Below are 21,411 nucleotides of genomic sequence, written 5' to 3' on the forward strand. Positions count from 1 at the left end.
CTGCTCCCCTGCTCCCCTGCTCCCCTGCTCCCCTGCTCCCCTGCTCCCCTGCTCAAGCGCAGGCTTAATCGACATGTGGTGAGAAATCCGGGTTAACTCTCTCTCGTTCAATGGTTTTAATTCATCCGGGGTCGAATCCCCGGATGACTTGTTTTAATGCTGCCAGGATTTGTTACTTTGCAGTTGCTAAAAATAAGATAATCCAATAATTGTAAGTTAGCATACCAGTAATGACAAATCTTTGCCCCTATTGCAACCATCAATACCCTTTAGGTGACAAGTTTTGTAGTGCCTGCGGCAATTCCATTAATGACATTGCTGTAGAGAAGCTTAATGATTTATCCAAAAACTATCTACCATCTAATACTATGACAGATTTCAGTAGCGAACCGATCCCAGAATTGAAAAATCCCCATGAAACCTTTCATTCAGGTGACTTAAACTTAAGAATCGAAGGAGAAGTAGTGCCTGTAGTAGATGTCCATCTCGGACAACAGCAATCGATTTACTTTGAACATCATATTCTCCTATGGAAGCACCCCAATGTTCGCCTTGGTGTCAAAGGCTTAAAAGGGGCTGCCAAACGTTTTTTTGCTGGACTACAAATTTTTATCAGTGAAGCACATGGTCCAGGGAATATTGCTTTCTCCCGCGAGGCTCCTGGACAGATTGTAGTATTACGATTGGAGCGTGGACAAACAGTTGATGTCCGCGAACATCAGTTTTTATTAGCTACTAGTAATATTGAGTACAGTTTCTTTTTCCAGCGAGGGCTGGCAAACCTCTTTTTTAGTCGCAGTGGTGGTTTATTTATTGACCGCTTCATTGGTCAGCAACAAGGGGGGCTGCTTTTAATCCACGGTTACGGTAATGTGTTTGAAAAGTACCTTGCTCCCGGAGAAGTACTGGATGTAGAACCAGGAGCATGGTTATGGAAAGATTCATCAGTCAAGATGGAGACAGTGACAGCCCTGCAATCGAGTGGCGGCATCTTTGGAGCAATTGGAGTAATGCTTGGGGGTATTTCATTCACTCTCAACCGCTTTATTGGCCCTGGTCGTTTAGGGTTACAGTCTATGACTTATCACCCACCTGCATCTGAGGGCGCAACTCAAGTCGGTGGCAGCAGTAATCTTGGGTGAATTTGTTAGCCATTGCTTGAACTTAAGTAGCCAAAGTTATGCTTATGGCAAGCGATCGCTCTTTTAATTTATTATGGTTCACACTATAGCCAATGCTTGAATGTTAGTTAGGCTTTCTGCTTTTTTGAGTAACTGTCTTTGTTCATCGTTGACTAAGGGACTTCCAAAAAATAAAATATTCCAGAAACAATGATAATCATTATTACTTAAATGCTTAGAAATTAATTTTTTGGGACAATTTATTGTTTGGAAGTCCCTCAGTTTTACCTCCGCAGGAGCTTTTATAACGGCTTGCTGAGATAGCGAATTTTGGTACAAGGTTTAATCTTTGAAGTAGCTTTTGAAACTTCCGTTTTCATTAAAATGCTAGAATCGCTCCAGCACAAATGCTTTCAGGCATCTTTGATGACTCTCGACCTTCCCGACTCTCTCATTCTCGATACAGCGCTTTCAGTATCTGGATTAACTGACTATATCCGCTTGCTGTTAGAGCAAGATGAACAATTACGGCAAGTTTGGGTAACTGGTGAAGTTTCCAGCGCTAACCACCATCGCAGTGGGTTATTTTTTACGCTACAAGATCCCGATCGCACCGCCGGAATTAAATGTGTACTATGGAATAGCCAATTGCCAAAACTCGCCCAAATGCCAGTTGCTGGTGAGCAGATAATTATTTTAGGCAGTATTCGCCTATATCCGCAACGGGGAGAGTATCAGTTATCAGTTTGGCAGACTCTACCTGCTGGTGTTGGTTTACAGGCGTTGCGCTATCAACAACTAAAAAATCGCTTGCTAGCTGAGGGGTTGTTCGACGCGCAAAGAAAGCGATCGCTCCCCACCCACCCCCAAACGATCGCTGTCGTCACTTCCCCAACGGCTGCTGCTTGGGGTGATATTCAAAAAACCCTGAAGCAAAGGTATCCAGGTTTACACGTTTTGTTTTCTCCGGCGACAGTGCAAGGCGAGCAAGCGCCGGAATCTATCGTCAAAGCAATCGATCGGGTGGAAAGAGATGGACGCGCCGAAGTGCTAATTTTATCGCGGGGTGGTGGCGCGGTGGAAGAGTTGGCTTGCTTTAATGATGAACGCGTAGTGCGATCGCTTGCTAGTTGTTCTATTCCGGTAATTACTGGTATCGGCCATCAACGAGATGAATCTTTGGCGGATTTAGTTGCAGATGTCTGTGTGCATACACCAACTGCGGCGGCGGAAAGGGTTGTACCGGCACTTTTAGAATTGTATACTGAGCATCGGCAGCGAGTTGTAGCTTTACATGAGGCGGTGTATGAGTTTAGGGAAAATGCTGAGAATAAACTGCAAGGATTGCGAAATCGTTTGCGACGTTTGCGGTTAGATCGGCAAGTCCAGCAGGAGGTAGCAAAGCTAGCTTGGAAGCGTCAGCATTTGGTGCAAATTACGACGGGGCGATCGCAGCAAGCAACGCAGCATTTGGAATTATTGCGGCAAAAGTTGGCTAGTCTTGACCCGAAAGCGGTGTTACAGCGCGGTTATGCGGTGGTGAGAAGGGAAGATGGAGCGATCGCTCGTTCGGCGGCGAAGTTGGCTGTGGGGGAAGATTTGGTGATTCAGTTGGGGCAGGGTGGGGTTAAAGTGAAGGTTATGGAAGTAAACGAACCACAGAGGCGCAGAGGACACAGAGAGATTAATGATTAAACGTAAAAGTGCTTCTAATTCTGATTCCATGGAAGGTTGGAATTATGAGGCGAAGGTTGCTGAGATAGAGGGAATTATTACTCGCATTGAGGCGGGCGAGTTGGAATTGGAAGCTGTGTTTGACCAATTTGCAACTGCTGTTGAGTATTTGCGTCAGTGCGAAGGTTTTTTGCAGCAGCGACAGCAGCAGGTAGATTTGTTAATTGAAACTTTGAGTGAAGAGTAAAGGCCAGAGTATTTAGTGATAGTTAAATATAATTAAAAAGCCAAATTTGTTAAAAATAAATAATAATAATTTTTAGAAAATCTCTGTTTTTACTGATATTTAAATCTTCCCAATCCCCAATTCAGAATTCTTATGAGGAGTTTGAAAAGCTGAGAATGACTGATAAGACTATTGATTTGAAAAACTGCGATCGCGAACCGATCCACATTCCAAGTTTAATCCAGCCTCACGGGGTTTTATTAGTTTTACAAGATCCCACTCTGGAAATTATTCAGGTAAGCAGCAACACCCAGGAAGTTATTGGTCGTCAACCGGAAGAATTGCTGGGAAAGCCGCTATCAGATTTACTTGATGCCAAGCAGATTAAGCTGATTCAACAATGTTTGGCAGAAGATTTTGAGAGCATCAATCCCCTAAACTTATCTATCAAGTGTCTGAATAAATCAATTCATTTTGATGGGATTGTACATCGTTTAGATACTACTATTATTCTAGAATTGGAACAGACAAAAGCTAGGGGACAAACAGGCTTTTTTGACTTCTATCAACAGGTAAGAGGAACCATTACCCAGATTCAAAAAGCACCCACGCTATTAGAAATGTGCCAGACTGTGGTTACAGAAGTCCGGCGAATCACTGGCTTTGAACGTGTCATGGTCTATCGATTGGATCGGGAAGGGGCAGGTAGGGTCATCGCTGAAGATACCAGTCTGGAAACGCCCTATCTAGACTTACACTATCCGCCCTCTGACATTCCCAAGCAAGCCCGACAGTTATACACCCTCAACTGGCTGCGACTGATTCCAGATGCTGGCTACCAGCCTGTCGGCTTAATTCCAGCAAACAATCCTTTGACAAATCAATCGCTCGATCTTAGTTTATCGGTGTTGCGGAGTGTTTCTCCAATTCATCTAGAGTACATGCAAAATATGGGTGTAACCGCCTCCATGTCTATTTCTCTGATGCACGAACAAAAGCTTTGGGGATTGATTGCCTGTCATCATTCTTCGCCCAAATATATTTCTTATAATATCCGCACTATGTGCGAGTTCATTGGACAGGTGATGTCTGTGGAATTAGTAAACAAAGAAGCGAGTGAAGACATTGATTACAAAAATCAATTGAAATCATTGCAAACTCAATTTGTTGAAGAGTTGTCTCAGGCTGAGTATTTCCGAGATGGCATGGTGAAACTGAAATCTCAATTACTCAATCTGGTTAGCGCTACCGGAGCAGTGATATGCAGTGATAACCAGTATATTGGAGTCGGCAAAACGCCATCGGAGGAAGAGGTTCATGCCTTACTTAATTGGATTAAACCTCACTTTGTTCATAACTTGTTTGAGACGCGATCGCTGGCGAAAAATTACCCTGCTGCTGAATCGTTTAAAGCGATCGCCAGTGGGGTGTTAGCCCTGGAAATTTCTAGAGTTCATCACAATTACATTCTCTGGTTTCGTCCAGAGGTAATTCAAACGGTGAATTGGGGCGGCAACCCCAATAAACCTGTGGAAGTTTCGTCCGATGGCAGTTTACGCATATCTCCTCGCAAATCTTTTCAATTATGGCAAGAAACGGTACAAGGATCTGCCCTACCCTGGAAACCCTGTGAAGTTGAAGCGGTTATTGAACTGCGAAGCCTGGTTGTGGGTATTGTGTTGCGGCAAGCAGACAAAATGGCATCAATGAATTTTGAATTACAACGGAGTAATGAAGAACTCGATTCTTTTGCCTACGTTGCCTCCCATGACTTGAAAGAACCGCTTCGGGGGATTCACAACTATGCCAACTTCTTAATGGAAGACTATGCAGATGTATTGGATGACGACGGAATTGCGAAACTCCAAACCCTGGTGCGGCTAACGCAGCGAATGGAAGACCTAATCAACTCACTCCTCCATTTCTCCCGGTTGGGACGCGCTGAACTGAGCCGACAATCAGTGAATCTGAATGAGTTAGTGCAGCAGGTAATCGCAACTTTGACTATTGCCCGACCACAAAGCGAAGTCGAGTTTCGCATTCCTCAACCCCTTAATAACGTTCAAGGCGATCGCGCTCAAATTAACGAACTCTTCAGCAACCTGATCAGCAACGCCGTTAAGTACAATGATAAACCCCAAAAGTGGGTTGAAATTGGTTTCATCGAAGCAAATGGCGAAAGCAAAGTTGTTCCCACTTCTGTTACTTTCTACGTTCGTGATAACGGCATTGGTATCTCACAAGAATATCTTGACAAAATATTTGAAATCTTCCGCCGCTTACATGGACGGGACGAATTTGGCGGTGGGACTGGAGTAGGATTAACCATTGCCCGCAAAATTGTGGAACGGCATGGTGGTAGAATTTGGGTGGAATCTACCCCAACTCTTGGTAGTACATTTTACTTTACCCTATCGGCGGAGGCAAACAAATGACTAGTATTTCAGCCTCCCCTATGCAGCAAACGCCACTGCTTTTAGTTGTGGAAGACAGCAACGAAGACTTTGAGGCACTGCAACGATTTCTAAAGCGATCTTCCACTCCGATTCTTATTCAACGGTGTGTGAATGGAGAACAAGCTTTGGCGTTTCTTTATCGGACTGGTAGCTATATCGCTCGCGAAAGTGCGCCCCGTCCCGGCTTGATTGTTCTTGACCTGAACCTGCCTGGAACCGATGGACGAGAAGTGTTGCGCCGAATTAAACTAGATGACAATTTGAAAAAGATTCCGGTGGTGGTGTTTACCACCTCTAATAATCCCAAAGATATCGAAGTATGCTATCAATATGGTGTCAACAGCTATATTGTTAAACCAATTAATTTTGCTCAACTAAAACGAGATATTCAGATGCTCGTGGAGTATTGGTTTGAAGTGACAACGCTGCCTGATTACCTACAAGATTAGTCATGAGTCTGCAATCGCGCATATTGTTGATGACTCCAACAATATATTGAGTGTTTATGAGTTTTTTCCTGGCAGATAAATACTAAAAATAATATAATTTATTGTAGTTGAAAATTCTATTTGCAATTAGCTTAATGGCGATAGCATTTAGTTATATATTATATTTTTTGGTATTGCTAGAATTGCTTTTTTATCACTCTTTTCAAAATAAAATTATACCTGATTTTTCTTGACTCAGAGTCAGAAAACAAAGGGGATGATAAAATCTTTAGATAAATTGAGGATTTTAGCGCTATTTCAAAAATACCAGTTCTTCTATGTTAACCTGCAAAATGGGGAGCATCCCAATGAATGCAAATTTACCAAATTAGAACTAGTCATTGCGAATGGAGCCAAGCGGAATGAAGCAATCGCAGCCGCTAGACTTTGCGATTGCTTCGCTTCATTTCATTACGCTCGCAATGACAAAATATGTTTTTACACATTTGGGATGCTCCCGCAAAATGTGGGTTAAACTCTATTCGCTCAATTAGTTCCTGATGTCTCAGCAACAGCGCACCCTCTTAATTGTCGATGATTCCCCAGAAGATCGAGAACTCTATCGGCGCTACTTGCTGCGCGATCGCGAGTATTCCTATACACTTTTGGAAGCAACGCTGGGACGGCAAGGACTAGAACTTTGGCAGCAACACCAGCCAGATGCTATTTTACTTGATTATCGACTGCCCGATCTAAACGGACTGGAATTTCTAGCTAAATTGCAACTATCAACTCAACAGCCCTGCCTACCTGTGATTGTTGTCACCGGACAGGGCAATGAGGCGATCGCAGTTCAGGCGATGAAAGCGGGCGCACAAGATTATATTGTCAAAGAGCAAATTACCCCAGAAGGGCTGCAAATAGCAGTTAATGGAGCGATTGAAACAGTGCGGCTACGCACCCAATTGCAACAGCGGATTGAACGAGAGCGCGTAGTCGCGCACATTACCCAGCAAATTCACCAATCCCTGAATTTGGATGAAATTCTTCAGACAACCGTAGCCGAAGTGCGGCAGTTTCTCCATACCGATCGCGTCCTAGTTTTTCGGTTAAATCCTGACGGGTATGGCACAGTAGTCGCAGAATCAGTTGGGGCATGGCGATCGCTCCTCTCCTCAACTATCCACGATCCCTGTCTGGCTGAGAACTACCTCGCATGGAATCGATCGGAAGCTATGAGCTCCGATCCCGCTTTTGTCGAGAATTATTTCCAACGCTATCATCAGGGGCAAGTAACCGCGATATCTGATATTCAGGATAGCAGTATTGACCCATGCCACTTTGAATTGCTAGCACAGTTTCAAGTCAAAGCTAATCTAGTCGTGCCAATTCTGCAAGACAACCAGTTTTGGGGATTGCTAATTGTTCATCATTGTGCATCCCCTAGAGTGTGGCAGCCCTTAGAGATTGACTTGCTCAAAGAACTGGCAATTCAGGTGAGTATCGCCTTACGGCAGGCAGAGTTATATCAGCAGGCACAGCGCGAACTAATAGAACGCCAACAAGTAGAAGCGGAACTTCGCCAGAGTGAAGAACGGTTGCGATTAGCCCTGTCAGCCTCTCGGATGGGAACGTGGAACTGGAATATCCAAACAGGGAAAATTTCCTGGTCGGATAACCTGGAAGCCTTATTTGGCATGGAAGCAGGAGAGTTTGACGGCTCATTCGAGATGTTTGCCCTGCGGTTGCACCAAGACGATCGCGATCGCGTTTTGGCAGAGGTAGAGCGGGCGATCGCCACCAAAGAAGATTATGACATTGAATTTCGGATAGTATATCCCAACGGTAAGATTCGGTGGACACTCAGTCAGGGCAAGGTTTTCTACGACCAACACGGGCAACCGATTCAGATGGCGGGTATCGATATCGATATCACCGAACGCAAACGGTCAGCCGAGGTTCTGCGGGATAGTGAAGAACGTTTTCGGCAACTCGCAGAAAATATTGAGGCGGTATTTTGGATCAAAGAGGTGTACGAAAACCGAGTCAGCTATGTTAGTCCTGCATATCAAAAACTGTGGGGATTGAACCCAGAGGAATTGTATCAAAGACAACAATCATGGGTCGATCGGATTCACCCAGAGGATCGAGAATCGACTGACAAAGCCTTTCATGAAAAAGCTGTTGCAGGTAAATTTGATGAAGAATACCGCATTATCTTACCCGATGGTAGTATTCGTTGGGTTCACGATCGCTGCTTTCCTCTTCGAGATCAAGCGGGAGAGATTTATCGGTTTGCAGGTATTGCCGAAGACATTAGCGAACGCAAACGCTCCTTCGCAGCCCTACAAGAGAGCGAAGAACGCTTCCGCACATCGGTTGAAAATATGCTGGACTGCTTTGGGGTATACCGAGCGATCCGGAACGAGCAGGGGCAGATTATCGATTTTCGGACTGAATATGTCAATGATGCGGCCTGTCTCAACAATCAAATGACTTATGAGCAGCAGATTGGGCGGGCTTTGTGTGAATTACTACCAGGGCATCGTGACAGTGGATTGTTTGATGAGTACTGTCAGGTAGTAGAAACAGGGAAAGCGCTGATTAAAGACAGCCTAGTTTATGAGGATGATTACGGACAACAACGCTTAGTTAGAGCATTTGATATCCGCGTGGCTAAATTTGGAGATGGATTTATTGCCACCTGGCGAGATATCACCGCTCGCCAACAAACCGAAGAAGCCCTGCGCCAGAGTGAAGAATTTAAGAACCGCATTTTAGACAGCAGTTCAGACTGCATCAAAGTATTGAGCCTGGATGGGCGGCTCCTGTACATGAATACAGGCGGGCTGTGTTTGATGGAAATTGACGACTTAAATTCCTATATTAATACTGAATGGGTCTGTTTCTGGGAAGACAGCTATCGGCAACAGGCAGAGCAGGCACTCGCTGCCGCTAAAGTAGGCAAAATCAGCGTTTTTCGTGGATACTGTCCAACCACCAAAAACACTCCCAAATGGTGGGAAGTGGTCGTTAGCCCGATTCTGGATGCCTCCGGGCAAATGGAACGAGTCTTGTTGGTTTCACGAGACATCACCCAACGCAAAAAGACAGAACTCCTATTGCAGGAGAGTGAAGCCCGATTAAAGCTAGCATACAAAGCCACGCGATCGGGACTATGGGATTGGGACATTATCCGCAACAGCGCTCATGTCTCTGAAGAGTACTGCAATCTGTTCGGGTTTGACCCAACCACAGAGTCAATTACTTATGAAGAGTGGTTAAGCCGCCTGCACCCAGACGATCGCACCTCAGCCAATGAAACGGTGACTCGTACCATCCAGCAACAACAAGAACATTATGAAAGTGATTTCCGTATCCTACATCACAATGGCATTCGCTGGTTAGCGGCTAAAGGTAAAGTATTTTATGATACTGTAGGTAACGCGATCCGGATGTTGGGCAACGTGCAAGATATCACCGATCGCAAACTTGCTGAACAACACTTGTATGAATCGGAAGAGCGCTTGCAATTGGGGATGCAAATTGCAGGTTTTGCCCTTGCTAGATTTGATTATACATCGAATACAGTCGAGCTTTCGCCAGAAGCAGCCGCTTTATACGGTTTACCCGTCGATGAACTAGTTGTCTCCCGCGAGCGTATCCACGCCACATTTCATCCAGAAGAACAGGCCGAACTTGCTCAATTAATCGATTATCTTTCAGATCCTGCTGCTTCTAATCTATTTGCAAGCGATCATCGCGTGGTTTGGCCAGATGGCAATGTGCGGTGGTTAAGCGTTCGCAAACGGACTTTCGTTGACCCGACAAGTGCAGATCAAAGACCTCTCTACGCAATTCTAGCGGCCCTTGACATTACCGATCGCAAACTTGCCGAGCAAGAACGTGAGCAACTCTTAGAACAGGAGAAACTAGCCAGAGCAGAAGCCGAACGCGCCAATCGGATTAAAGATGAGTTTCTTGCCGTTCTCTCCCATGAATTGCGATCGCCTCTCAACCCGATTTTAGGCTGGACAAAACTGCTACAAAGCCGCAAATTTAGTGAAACCAAAACGGCTGAAGCTTTAGCCACCATTGAACGCAACGCTAAACTACAAACTCAACTGATTGATGACTTGCTCGATATTGCCAAGATTCTGCGCGGCAAACTCAGCATGGATGCTGCTCCTGTGAATCTGGCATTTGTAATTGAATCTGCGATTGATACGGTAACTACAGCAGCCATTGCCAAATCAATTACGTTGCATCCGATACTGCCCAACCTTGGGCAAGTCTCTGGAGATTCCAACCGCCTTCAACAGATCGTTTGGAATTTACTTTCTAATGCGATCAAGTTTACCCCCAAGGGAGGACGGGTAGAAATCCGACTAGAGCGAGTTGACGATCGGGCACAGATTATTGTGAGTGATACTGGTAAAGGCATTAACTCTGACTTTCTCCCGCATATTTTTGAATCATTCCGTCAGGAAGATGTATCAATCACTCGCAAGTATGGCGGGTTAGGATTGGGGTTAGCGATCGTTCGTCAATTGGTTGAAGCCCACGGCGGCGCGATCGCGGCTGATAGTCCAGGTGTTGGCTTTGGAGCCACCTTTACAGTCCAGTTGCCACTACTGAATATTGAACCGGAAATCAAGCAGATAGATGAGTTGTCACAACCAGCACTTGAACTCACCGGAATTCGAGTCTTGACAGTCGATGATGATCCCGATGCCCGTGAGTTATTAACCGTATTGCTGACTGAATACGGAGCGACAGTAAAGACTGTTGCTTCGGCGGCGGAAGTATTGGCAAACCTGGAGTCCTTCCAACCCGATGTTTTAGTCAGTGATATTGGGATGCCTGAAGTCGATGGCTATAAACTGATTCAACAGATCCGAACTTTACCCCCCGAAAAAGGCGGACAGATTCAGGCGATCGCTTTGACTGCCTACGCCAGAGTTGATGATTCCGAGCGAGCCATAACCAGTGGCTATCAACGGCACGTTACCAAGCCCCTCGATCCAGAAGAGTTAGTTCAAGCTGTGGTGGCACTCGCACAGACGAAATAAAACCAATGACAAATAACAAATCAAGATTGGCAAATTGGAATCATAATAATAAATGTGGCTCCCTGACCCAGTTTGGAAACACAATATAATTTGCCTTTGTGTTTTTCAGCGACAATCTGATAACTAATAGAAAGTCCCATTCCTGTGCCTTTACCGACAGGTTTTGTCGTAAAGAATGGATCGAACAATCGTTGTTTGATATGAGCAGGAATTCCGGCACCATTATCTGTGATTTTAATGGCAACTTGTTTGCTTTCTACCAAGATAGTGCAAATCGTAATCGTAGGATTTAAGAGTTGGTTTTGAGTGTTTGCTTCTTCTAGCGCATCAATGGCATTGCTAAAAAGATTCATAAATACTTGGTTGAGTTGTCCGGCATAGCACTCAACTAACGGTAACTCCCCATAATCTTTGACAATCTCAATGCCAGGAGAATCAGATTTCGCTTTCAGCCGATGTTGCAAAATCATTAATGTGCTATCAATGCCCTCATGAATATTGACTTCTTTCATCTCGGCTTCATCCATGCGGGAGAAAGTGCGTAGAGAGACAACAATTTTTTGAATTCGTTCTGCTCCAACTCGCATCGAATAAACAAGTTTGGGTAAATCTTCTAGCACAAACTCCAAGTCCATCGCCTCAATTTCTTCTTCAATCTCAGAATGGGGGGTTGGGTAATGTTTCTGATAAAGTTCCAGGAGTCTGAGAATATTTTTGGTATAGTCATTGGCATGGCTAAGATTGCCGAAAATAAAGTTGACTGGGTTGTTGATTTCATGGGCAACACCTGCTACCAGTTGACCCAATCCTGACATTTTTTCGGCTTGGATCATCTGTGTTTGGGCGTGCTGGAGTTCTTGCAGGGTTTGCTCTAGTTCTGCTGTGCGCTGGTTCAATTGAGCTTCGGCGCGTTTGCGATCGCTAATTTCAAAGCTTGTGCCAATAATTCGGTAAATCCGTCCCTCATTATTCTTGAGTGGGTTGAAATTGATCATCCACCAAGTATCCTGCCCATCAAAGGTTAGACACTGCTCATGATAAACGGGCATTTCCGTTCTAGCGCACTCAGCAAGCTGTTGTTGTATAATTTCAGCCTGTGCTGCCTCAAGCACTTCAGCGGGCGTTTTGCCTATGGCATCAGCACTACGAATTCCAGACGCTCGTTCCGAAAGAGCGTTCCATCCGGCGTAATAGAAACGACGATCTTCCGACACATCCACAACAAAGATGCTCATTTCCGCTCCGTTGTAGATGCTGCTCAGAAACTGCTCTTTCTCTTGAAGTGTGGCTTCTGTTTGTTTGCGTAAGTGAAGCTCGTCGTAGACATCACTAATATCAATTACCACCCCATCCCACATAACCGAGCCATCGGCTTGTCGTTCTGGTTTAGATGCACATTGAATCCATTTGATTTTGCCTGAAGCAGCCACAATTCGCCACTCCTGTCTAAAAGGCGTTAACATTCGAGCAGAATTTATAACTAACCGTTCAACTGTTGAGCAATCGTCTGGATGCGTCATCAGGTGAAGATTGTGTACCCCTCCTGCCATCACTTCCTTTGGATCGACCTCATACAGGTCATAGCAACCCGAACTAACGTAGGGTGTTGAAAAAGAGCCATCTGTAGCCAGACAGAATTTAAATACCATCCCTGGAATATTGTCAACCACCTTCTGGAAACGGGCTTCACTGGCACGCAGTTCTGTTAGTGTTTGTTGTGTCTGTTCATAGAGACGAGCATTTTCTAGAGAAATGGCGGCTTGAGTACATAAGAGGTTAAGCAGTTCGACGCGATCGCTAGTAAATGCCCCAGTCGTCAAGTTATTCTCCAAATAGAGGATACCTGCGAATTTACCCCGGTAGAGAATCGGACTACATAAAATGCTTTTTGGCTGTTGGTTCAAAATGTAAGTGTCGCTGGCAAAGGTTGGATGAGTAGTCGCATCTGCCAACACCACAGGTTTTAAGGAATGTTTGACGTGATAAATCAGTCTCAGAGGAATATCTTGGCTTTCCTCGACTGGAGTTCTTTGCAAAACAATGGGTTGAGTATTAACGCTGATAGTTCCTTTAATCAGCAAGCAATCGTTCCGCAGCAGCATTAACACGCATTTTTCTGCCCCAGCATTTTCAATTACTATCCGAAGCAAGGCGGCTAGGAGTTTTTCTAATTGAATTTCACCAGAAAGAGTTTGAGAGGCTTTGAGAACAGTTACCAGATCGAGGGATTCTATAATGCTGCTTGAGCTAGAAGTTTCAGTAGAATGAAAAGCTGGGGCAAAAATTGTATCAGATGGTGTAAGTGACGGTTGCCGTTGTTGCACAATTGCAGCCAAAAGCTGAGGATAGCGATGTTCTAAATCGGTGACTTTGGCTTTAGCTCCCCAATGAGCGTAGCAGTAATACGCTTCTTGTATATATGCTTGAGCCAGTTTTTGTTTGCCCCATTGGAGGTAGAATTTGCCTGCTAATTCGTTGCTTAGTGCTTCTTCTTGAATATATGCATTGGCTTTGGCAAAAGCAATGGCGCGATCGTAGTAATCCATCGCTTCATACATCTGCCCCAACACCCGATACTGTTCTGCTTCAACCAAATAAAATTTGTGTAAATGGTTTTTAGGTGCTAGGTTTGACCATTCTTTCAGCTTCTTTTGATTATCAATAACTTCCTGGGGCAAACTATTACCTTCCTTACCTTGGGCGTTGGGTAACATCGCCAGATGAGTCAATGAATCGTAAAAGTGAAACACCGGAATCATGAAACAGCCGGATACACCATTTAAATATTGTTTGGCATCAACTGCCACTTTTATGGCTTCCTCCCACTCATTGAAGAAGTAACAAAGAATTAGTTTATTTATATACAGCGTTCCCATTGCATAAAGGTCGTTAGCCTGTTGATGCTTGGGCAACATGATTTCTTCGTCATATACTACACCTTGAATTTCCCAAGGGCACTTACTCTCTTCAAGGAAATTTAAGACGGATTGGTAAAAAACTCTTAGATAATTGTGAGCAACTTCCTGTTTAAGTTGAGCCAATGCCTGACTGTAAACCTTCATTTCTGGTTCTAAGATTGACAAATTTTTTCCCAGAAAAAAGGACAGCGAACAATAATTGTAGGCACAGTAGGCAGCATATTCTAAAGTGCCCATCTCCAAACCGCTATGGTATCCATCGAGCAGAGGAGCGAGTGAATCTTGAATATGATGTTTCCAAGGCTTCACAAAGGGATAAACCATGTTTATCGTACTGGCTTTAAATTCTCTACTCTCAAAGCATGATAATAATCCCATTGCCAGTTCGCCAATGCGATCGCCTAAATCTATTTCTCCAATACCGCATAAAATTACTCCATACCAAGCATAAGCTTGTGCTGATACCGCCGCATTCCCATAAGCAACTGATAATCTCACCTGCTTGCACACTATTAATGGCAGTAATTCTGGAACCGCTTGATAGACTGCTGCTGTCACAGTCGCTAAAATTCTGATCTCTGCCAAAGCTTTCAGGTCTTTCATCTCAGGCAGTTCTAACAAATCTTCTAAATGTTTTTCTTTTAATACGTCTTGAGTTTGTTGTAAACTTTCAGTAATATCTGCGTTAGTCGGCTGCTCTGGAAACGAAATTCCAAATAATTTTAAAATAGAAAGAGCAGTTTTAATAGCTTTAGGCTGATTACTTTGGGCGACATCAGCCAAAATTCTTACTTCATAGACCTTCACTTTGTCTAGTAATTGACGAGCATTTTGTACTACCTCATCAACTATCTGCTCCATAAGTCTAAAGTCACCGCTCAGACAGGCTACTTCTGCGGCTAAATCATGGAGAGCCAACGTTAGATTATAGCATTGCTGCCAAGAACTTGCTGTGAGCAGTTGTATGCCTTTAGTGGCGTATTCAATTGCTGCGACGTAAGCAGTTGCAGATTTTGCTTTTTGGGCAGCAACTAAATTTAGTTTTGCTAATCTCTCCTGTTCAATTGCTAAGACAATTAAATCAGATCCTTTATTTAATTGATTAACAATCTCGAAGATTTTTTCTTCTTTTTCCGTCTCGTTCATGACATTTAAGAGCAATCGCCCAATTTTTAAATGCATGAGTTGTTTTTGGTTATCCGGAATCAGCGAATAAGCAGCTTGTTGGACGCGATCGTGCAGAAACTTGTAGAAAACAATTACTTTTTCATCAGTTAGTGCTGCTTGTAACTGCTCATTCTCCTCAGTCAGCAACTCTAATTTTGACTGATAAAACTTGTAAATATCATTGCTAGGAATTATTAATCCCTCTTGAAGGGCTTTCCACACATCAGTAGCAGTTTCAGCTTGAGACTTTTCATAGATAATTGCCAGCATTGCTAAATCAAAAGAGTTACCAATACACGCTGCGAGTTTTAAGACATTTTGAGTGGCAACTGGCAACTTCTTTAACTGCATTGCCATGAACTCTACCACGTCATCTCTGAGAGAGAGCGATTGTACATAACTAATATCACACCGCCAATGTCCAACTTGAGGATCAAACTCAATGCCTCCCTCTTCATATAGTGCCTTGACAAACTGCGTGCTGAAAAATGGGTTTCCTTGGGTTTTTTGATAGACTAGCTGGGTTAAAGGTTGTGCGATCGCTGCTGGACATTGCAATGTATCCTTAACCAGCAAATTTAAACTTTCTTGACTTAAGGGAGATAGTGCGATCGTGTTTACTGTAATGCCAGTCTTCTTGATTTCTTCTAACGTCAATATCAAGGGATGAGCCAGCGACACCTCATTATCACGATATGCACCAATCAATAACATAAAGCCGCTTTCTCTCTGGCCGATCAACACCTGAATCAAGTTTAATGATGCCGAATCTGCCCACTGTAAGTCATCCAAAAACATCACCAAGGGATGTGTAACTGTGGTGAATACTTGAATAAATTTTTGGAACAACAGATTAAAACGGTTCTGGGAAGCACTACCTGAGAGTTCCACTACTGGAGATTGTTGCCCAATAATCTGCTCTAACTCAGGAATTACCTCAATAATTACTTGAGCATTTTCCCCTAAAGCTGTCAGAATCCTCTTCTTCCATTCTTTTAATTGGCTGTCACTTTCGCTTAATAACTGCCCCATCAAGTCACGGAAGGCTTGGACAAAGGCACAGAGGGGAATGTTGCGGTTGAACTGGTCGTACTTGCCTTTGATAAAGTAGCCTCGTTGCCGGACAATGGGCTTATGTACTTCATTCACCACCGCCGTTTTACCAATGCCGGAGAATCCCGCCACTAACATGAACTCCGAGGCTCCATTGGCAACCCGCTCGAATCCTTCTAGTAAGATTTTAACTTCTTGCTCCCTGCCATAGAGTTTTTCTGGGATTGCAAAGCGATCGCTTACATCTCGCTTCCCAATGGAAAAATACTCAATCTTTCCTATTTCTTTCAGCTGTTCTATGCAGAGATGCAAATCATGCTTTAGTCCCAACGCACTCTGGTAGCGGTCTTCGGCATTTTTTGCCATCAGCTTGTGAATAATTTCTCCCACAACCAAAGGAATTTCAGAGTTGATATCGCACACATTAGGAGGAAGTTTTGCAATATGACAATGCACTAACTCCATCGGGTCTTGAGAATCAAAAGGCAGTTTTCGTGTCAGTAGCTCAAAAAAACTTACTCCCAATGAATAAAAATCACTGCGATAGTCAATCCCCCGATTCATGCGTCCCGTCTGTTCTGGTGACAGATAAGCCAGAGTTCCTTCCAGGACATTAGGATTTTGAATTTCAGTGGTTTCTCTCGGTAATAAGGAGGAGATGCTGAAGTCTATCAGCTTTAACAGTTTGGTGTCTGGGTTAATTAGGATGTTAGCGGGTTTAATGTCTTTATGAATCACCCGTTGTTGATGTAACTGGTGCAGAATATCTGTCAGTTGTAGGGCTATAATCAGAAATTGCTCTAAGTTTTGTGGCTGTTCTTTAATAAATTGCCGTAGTGATATGCCACCAAAATCTTCCATCACCAAAACATACCCATTCTGATACGGTTCTAGACTGTGGGGCTTAATAATTCCAGGAATATCCAAGTTTTTGGCAAGGGAATATTGGTTGCGAAACTGTACTAGTTCGCTGAAGGTGGGGTACTCCCGTTTTAAAAGCTTGATTACAACTGCTTGATTATCTGCTTCTCTGACCGCGCGATACACGAGTGTGCGCGAACCTGAGTATAGTTGCTCTCTAATTCGGTAGCCTGCCAGTGTTACAGTTATATCTACTTTTGCGCTCATAGCTTTTGCGGGGAGTTTCTCTCGTCAATTTAGAATTCCCTACAGGACATCTTGTGTAACAAACTTTGGTAATTATTTACGTTTTGGATGTATGGGTTGTACGAGAAACTGCAAGTTAGCGATCGCTGATCGCTGGTTATGGAAATAAAAGATTAACGAACCGCAGAGGCGCAGAGAACACAGAGAGGTTGATAGTTAAACGTAAGAGTCTTTATAGTTGGGAAGAAGGTTGCAATTATGATAATGAATAACGAGAAACTGCTGTTTATAATTTACAGATATATCACTGGTCGAGTTTTTTCAAGAAGCAGCGAAATGTAGTGATGTAATATTATTTTACATATCTTGATAATAATGTGTAGGTTGGGTTGAGGAACTAAACCCAACAAAACTATAGATTCTTGGTGCTGGGTTTCGTAAAGCCTCAACGCAACTTATAAAAGGGTGAGACGAAATGAAATATGACCTAAGTCAGATAAAGTTGATCGATATCCCTCAGTTAGAACAGCTAAAAAATGGAAAGTGCTGTCGAACCTACATTTATTGCTTCACAAATTCGTTGCCTGAACAAAATGTCATTAACTCAATTGCAAACAGTTTAGAGAAGAGATTCATCTTTTCAAAGGAAGTATATGAGCTTTCTGAAGATGTTGAAATCTGTGTATCTATTTTCATGGAACGTTTACAAGATAACGAAGCCAGAGTTAGTGTTTTGACACTTCAACCCGAAGAATCTTGTGTTTACATCTTTGGCATAAGCACTTTACCACGGAAACTTGAGGAAAGGTTTGGAACTGTACAGTCGATTCAAGGGCAAGAGCGAGAGGCTTGGATTTATCGTTAGGGAGTTAGAGTAGCTGCGATCGCACCTACAATCAAGCAATATGAAAAATTATTTCTAGGCTATCAGTAAAGGCAAGTTTAAACTTATTTTCTTTTTAGTAAACTTCTTGCAAAATTCCCTTCACGCGGTAAAATGACGAAATTTTGCAACAGTTCTAATCATGAAACCATTTCTTTTTGTAACCGACCTAGATGACACCCTCGTATATCGCACAGTGGGCGATGACAGCGCTTTACCAGAACTAAATCAATTGCTGAAGAGACATCGCCAAGAATACGGCACTAAAATTGTTTATTCTACCGGGCGATCGCCTGTACTTTACAAACAACTCCAAGCTCAAAAAAATCTTTTGCAACCCGATGCCCTTGTCCTCTCCGTGGGGACGGAAATTTATCTCAATGGTACTGATACTCCAGACTCAGATTGGTCAGAAATTCTCTCTCCGGGATGGAAACGAGAAACTGTATTATCTATTACCCATAAATACCATGAGTTAGTTCGGCAACCAGATTCAGAACAGCGTCCTTTCAAAGTGAGCTTTTTTTTAGAACAAGAAGCATCTGCGAATGTTCTACCACAACTTGAAGCAGAGTTGCAGAAATCTAAATTAAATGTAAAGTTAATCTACAGTAGCGGAATAGACCTTGACATTGTACCCCATAGCAGCGATAAAGGTCAGGCAATGCAGTTTTTACGCCAGAAGTGGAAATTTGCAGCAGAACAAACAGTTGTCTGTGGTGATTCGGGTAATGATATTGCTTTATTTGCTGTAGGCAACGAACGGGGAATCATTGTCGGGAATGCCCGAAAAGAGTTACTCCAATGGCACAATGAGCATCCCTCTGACTACCGCTACCTGGCTTCATGTTTTTGTGCAGGTGGAATTATTGAAGGCTTAAATTATTTTGGTCTCTTGTAATGATTAGTTATCTAAAAGGTATAGTCGCTGGTATCCAAACAATTGGCGCTAATCGCGTGATTCTGACTCTGGAAGTGAATGGCTTGGGGTATGATTTGCAAGTTCCCCAACGGCTAGCAAACCAGTTACCAGAGTCGGGAGGAGTGGCGCAAATTTTTACCCATTTCCAAATTCGGGAAGAAGTGCCCTTTTTATATGGCTTTGCTTCACCAGCCGAACGCGATTTATTTCGCCACTTGCTGACTGTCACAGGGATTGGTGCAGCTTTAGCGATCGCCCTCTTGGACACTCTGGAACTACCAGATTTAGTCCAAGCAATTATCGCTGGCAATACACAAATCTTAATTCAGGCTCCTGGTGTCGGCAAAAAAATCGCAGAGCGCATCTGTTTGGAACTGAAAAGCAAATTAGTCGAGTGGCGCAAATCAGCCGGGTTCTTCGTCGCCACAGGCGGGCCAGCACCAGGAATTCTCGAAGAGGTACAAATGACCCTCTTCGCCTTGGGATATACTGCCCATGAGGTCAGTCACGCCCTCCATGTAGTCAGCGAAGATATCGGACTACCCAAAGATGCTTATGTGGAAGATTGGATTAAACAAGCGATCGCTCATCTCAGCAGCGAACAAGTTTAATTGTCATTAGTCATTGGTCATTTGTTATTCTCCCCCTGTCCCCCCTTATTGACCACTGACCGAAAACAACTCATGATACAAGTCCCTAAATTTATTTATTATTTATAGGGATCATTAATTTTGAATTTTAAATTTTGAATTTTGAATTCGGAGCGAAGCGACGTGACCCTTATGCCTGGCTAGAACAGTCCTTAGCTACAATTCATCGGGCAGACTGGTATCGTTCGGTACAACCTATCAATGGTCGTCCGGGTGCAACGGTGGTTTTAGCTGGGCAAGAGGTAATTAATTTTGCCAGTAATGACTACTTGGGATTGGCTGGGGATGAGCGGTTGATGGCAGCCGCGACTGCTGCAATCGCAGAATTTGGCACTGGTAGTACTGGTTCTAGATTACTCAGTGGGCATCGAGAATTGCATGGGGAGTTAGAAAAGGCGATTGCATCTACCAAACAAACAGAAGATGCCTTGGTATTTAGTTCCGGGTATCTAGCAAATTTGGGTGCAATTACTGCCCTTGTGGGCAAGCGCGATCTAATTTTATCTGACCAGTACAATCATTCCAGTCTGAAAAATGGAGCGATTCTTAGCGGTGCAGCAGTTGTGGAATACCCACACTGTGATGTTGAAGTACTAAAAACTCAGTTGAGTCAAAAGCGACAAAATTACCGACGCTGTTTAATTCTTACTGATACCGTCTTCAGTATGGACGGCGATTTATGTCCGTTGCCTGCGCTATTGGATCTAGCTGATGAATTTAGCTGTATGCTGCTAGTCGATGAAGCTCATGCCACTGGGGTACTAGGAAAAACTGGCGCTGGGTGTGTCGAACATTTTGGGTGTACAGGAAAGCAATTAATTCAAATTGGCACCTTGAGTAAAGCTTTGGGTAGTTTAGGCGGATACGTAGCAGGAAGTAGCGCCCTAATTGACTTTTTGCGGAACCGCGCACCTAGTTGGATTTATACTACTGGGCTTTCACCTGCTGATACAGCGGCAGCTTTAGCAGCAATTAAGATAGTGCAACAAGAACCGCAACATCGTGCCCAATTGTGGAGGAATATACATTATTTGAAAACTTTACTGCAACACTTACCTAATCTAAAATTGCTGCCTTCAGAATCACCTATATTATGTTTTCAATTGCCTAATGCTACAAATGCCCTCAAAGCTGGAAAACAGCTAAGAGATGCTGGCATTTTTGCCCCAGCAATTCGTCCCCCCACAGTGCCCACTAGTCGGCTCAGAATATCTGTGATGGCAACTCATGAAGTAGCACATATTGAAAAATTGGTAGCAGTACTCAAAGAGAAGAGGATTTAAAAGAGTTTTTGCGTCAGTTACGTATATTTTTGCCAAATTGGGATGCTCCCCTTGAGTCATTACAGCAGTTTTCATTTACATGAGGTACAAAGTTACGGGTTTTGAGGCAGGAGGCAGGATTTAGAAAGAAACTCTTTATGTTTGATGAATCAGTCCTGCTGTACCTCACTTACTTGCAATCTGCTGTATATGTTTTGGAATTTAGTTAAGTAAATCGATGGAAATAAACCAAACTATCTTACGAAACGTAAAGAGGCTTGAAACCTTTACTAATGAGAAATGACAAAGGACAAATGACAGCCAGAGCCAGTTATCTTTAATTACAGCGCCCTACTTATTATTTATATAGATTGGCAAACCAACGTTATGGATATAAATATAGAATATTAGTGGTAAATTATTTATTTTCGATACTATATTATCGAGTAATTAACTTCTAACAAAAGGAGTT

Annotated in this window: 11 protein-coding genes; 10 read left to right on the plus strand and 1 reads right to left on the minus strand. The window is 43.4% G+C overall.

Features of this window, described 5'->3' with window-relative positions; all coding sequences use genetic code 11:
* The first annotated feature begins 230 nt into the window (after positions 1–230).
* The 6 genes from V7K42_RS03390 to V7K42_RS03415 all read left to right on the plus strand — a co-directional run bounded on the left by V7K42_RS03390 (position 231) and on the right by V7K42_RS03415 (position 10,977).
* A complete protein-coding gene (locus tag V7K42_RS03390) occupies positions 231–1,142 on the plus strand; it encodes an AIM24 family protein (protein WP_334913541.1) in 912 nt (303 codons plus the stop codon).
* A gap of 405 nt (positions 1,143–1,547) precedes the next feature.
* Positions 1,548–2,816: an exodeoxyribonuclease VII large subunit gene (xseA, locus tag V7K42_RS03395; RefSeq protein ID WP_334913559.1), complete on the plus strand. Its 1,269-nt coding sequence runs from the start codon at positions 1,548–1,550 to the stop codon at positions 2,814–2,816.
* Positions 2,809–3,042, plus strand: coding sequence for an exodeoxyribonuclease VII small subunit (xseB, locus tag V7K42_RS03400; RefSeq protein ID WP_334913543.1), 234 nt, complete (start codon positions 2,809–2,811; stop codon positions 3,040–3,042). Before xseA ends, xseB begins: the two co-directional genes overlap by 8 nt.
* 155 nt (positions 3,043–3,197) lie before the next feature.
* Positions 3,198–5,456 carry an ATP-binding protein gene (locus V7K42_RS03405; protein ID WP_334913545.1) on the plus strand — a complete coding sequence of 753 codons (2,259 nt, stop codon included), beginning with the start codon at positions 3,198–3,200 and terminating at the stop codon, positions 5,454–5,456.
* The gene (locus V7K42_RS03410; protein ID WP_334913547.1) at positions 5,453–5,926 is read left to right on the plus strand and encodes a response regulator; all 474 of its coding nucleotides are present in this window, start codon (positions 5,453–5,455) and stop codon (positions 5,924–5,926) included. The genes V7K42_RS03405 and V7K42_RS03410 overlap by 4 nt, the downstream gene beginning before the upstream one ends.
* 539 nt (positions 5,927–6,465) lie before the next feature.
* Positions 6,466–10,977, plus strand: a complete 4,512-nt coding sequence (locus tag V7K42_RS03415) for a PAS domain-containing protein (protein ID WP_334913549.1) — start codon at positions 6,466–6,468, stop codon at positions 10,975–10,977.
* 20 nt (positions 10,978–10,997) lie between these two features.
* Here the strand turns inward: V7K42_RS03415 and V7K42_RS03420 are convergent, their stop codons facing one another.
* Complete coding sequence (locus V7K42_RS03420) at positions 10,998–17,243, minus strand: ATP-binding sensor histidine kinase (protein ID WP_334913551.1); 6,246 nt, start codon at positions 17,241–17,243, stop codon at positions 10,998–11,000.
* Between the two features lie 673 nt (positions 17,244–17,916).
* Between V7K42_RS03420 and V7K42_RS03425 the strand changes: the two genes are divergently transcribed.
* The 4 genes from V7K42_RS03425 to bioF all read left to right on the plus strand — a co-directional run bounded on the left by V7K42_RS03425 (position 17,917) and on the right by bioF (position 20,960).
* A complete protein-coding gene (locus V7K42_RS03425; RefSeq protein WP_334913553.1) occupies positions 17,917–18,087 on the plus strand; it encodes a hypothetical protein in 171 nt (56 codons plus the stop codon).
* Between the two features lie 160 nt (positions 18,088–18,247).
* Positions 18,248–19,006 carry a sucrose-phosphate phosphatase gene (locus tag V7K42_RS03430; RefSeq protein WP_334913555.1) on the plus strand — a complete coding sequence of 253 codons (759 nt, stop codon included), beginning with the start codon at positions 18,248–18,250 and terminating at the stop codon, positions 19,004–19,006.
* A complete protein-coding gene (gene ruvA, locus V7K42_RS03435) occupies positions 19,006–19,638 on the plus strand; it encodes a Holliday junction branch migration protein RuvA (RefSeq protein WP_265269913.1) in 633 nt (210 codons plus the stop codon). Before V7K42_RS03430 ends, ruvA begins: the two co-directional genes overlap by 1 nt.
* A 134-nt stretch (positions 19,639–19,772) precedes the next feature.
* Complete coding sequence (gene bioF, locus V7K42_RS03440) at positions 19,773–20,960, plus strand: 8-amino-7-oxononanoate synthase (protein WP_334913557.1); 1,188 nt, start codon at positions 19,773–19,775, stop codon at positions 20,958–20,960.
* Positions 20,961–21,411 lie beyond the last annotated feature (451 nt).

It is taken from the genome of Nostoc sp. (assembly GCF_036917455.1).
In the GTDB taxonomy this organism is placed as follows: Bacteria; Cyanobacteriota; Cyanobacteriia; order Cyanobacteriales; family Nostocaceae; genus Nostoc.

Bases quoted from the DNA above. Each gene is read 5' to 3' on its own strand.
- V7K42_RS03410 (WP_334913547.1), top strand. From the start codon at position 5,453: ATGACTAGTATTTCAGCCTCCCCTATGCAGCAAACGCCACTGCTTTTA.
- ruvA (WP_265269913.1), top strand. From the start codon at position 19,006: ATGATTAGTTATCTAAAAGGTATAGTCGCTGGTATCCAAACAATTGGC.
- xseB (WP_334913543.1), top strand. From the start codon at position 2,809: ATGATTAAACGTAAAAGTGCTTCTAATTCTGATTCCATGGAAGGTTGG.
- V7K42_RS03420 (WP_334913551.1), bottom strand. From the start codon at position 17,243: ATGAGCGCAAAAGTAGATATAACTGTAACACTGGCAGGCTACCGAATT.
- xseA (WP_334913559.1), top strand. From the start codon at position 1,548: ATGACTCTCGACCTTCCCGACTCTCTCATTCTCGATACAGCGCTTTCA.
- V7K42_RS03405 (WP_334913545.1), top strand. From the start codon at position 3,198: ATGACTGATAAGACTATTGATTTGAAAAACTGCGATCGCGAACCGATC.
- V7K42_RS03430 (WP_334913555.1), top strand. From the start codon at position 18,248: ATGAAACCATTTCTTTTTGTAACCGACCTAGATGACACCCTCGTATAT.
- V7K42_RS03415 (WP_334913549.1), top strand. From the start codon at position 6,466: ATGTCTCAGCAACAGCGCACCCTCTTAATTGTCGATGATTCCCCAGAA.
- V7K42_RS03425 (WP_334913553.1), top strand. From the start codon at position 17,917: ATGGAACGTTTACAAGATAACGAAGCCAGAGTTAGTGTTTTGACACTT.
- V7K42_RS03390 (WP_334913541.1), top strand. From the start codon at position 231: ATGACAAATCTTTGCCCCTATTGCAACCATCAATACCCTTTAGGTGAC.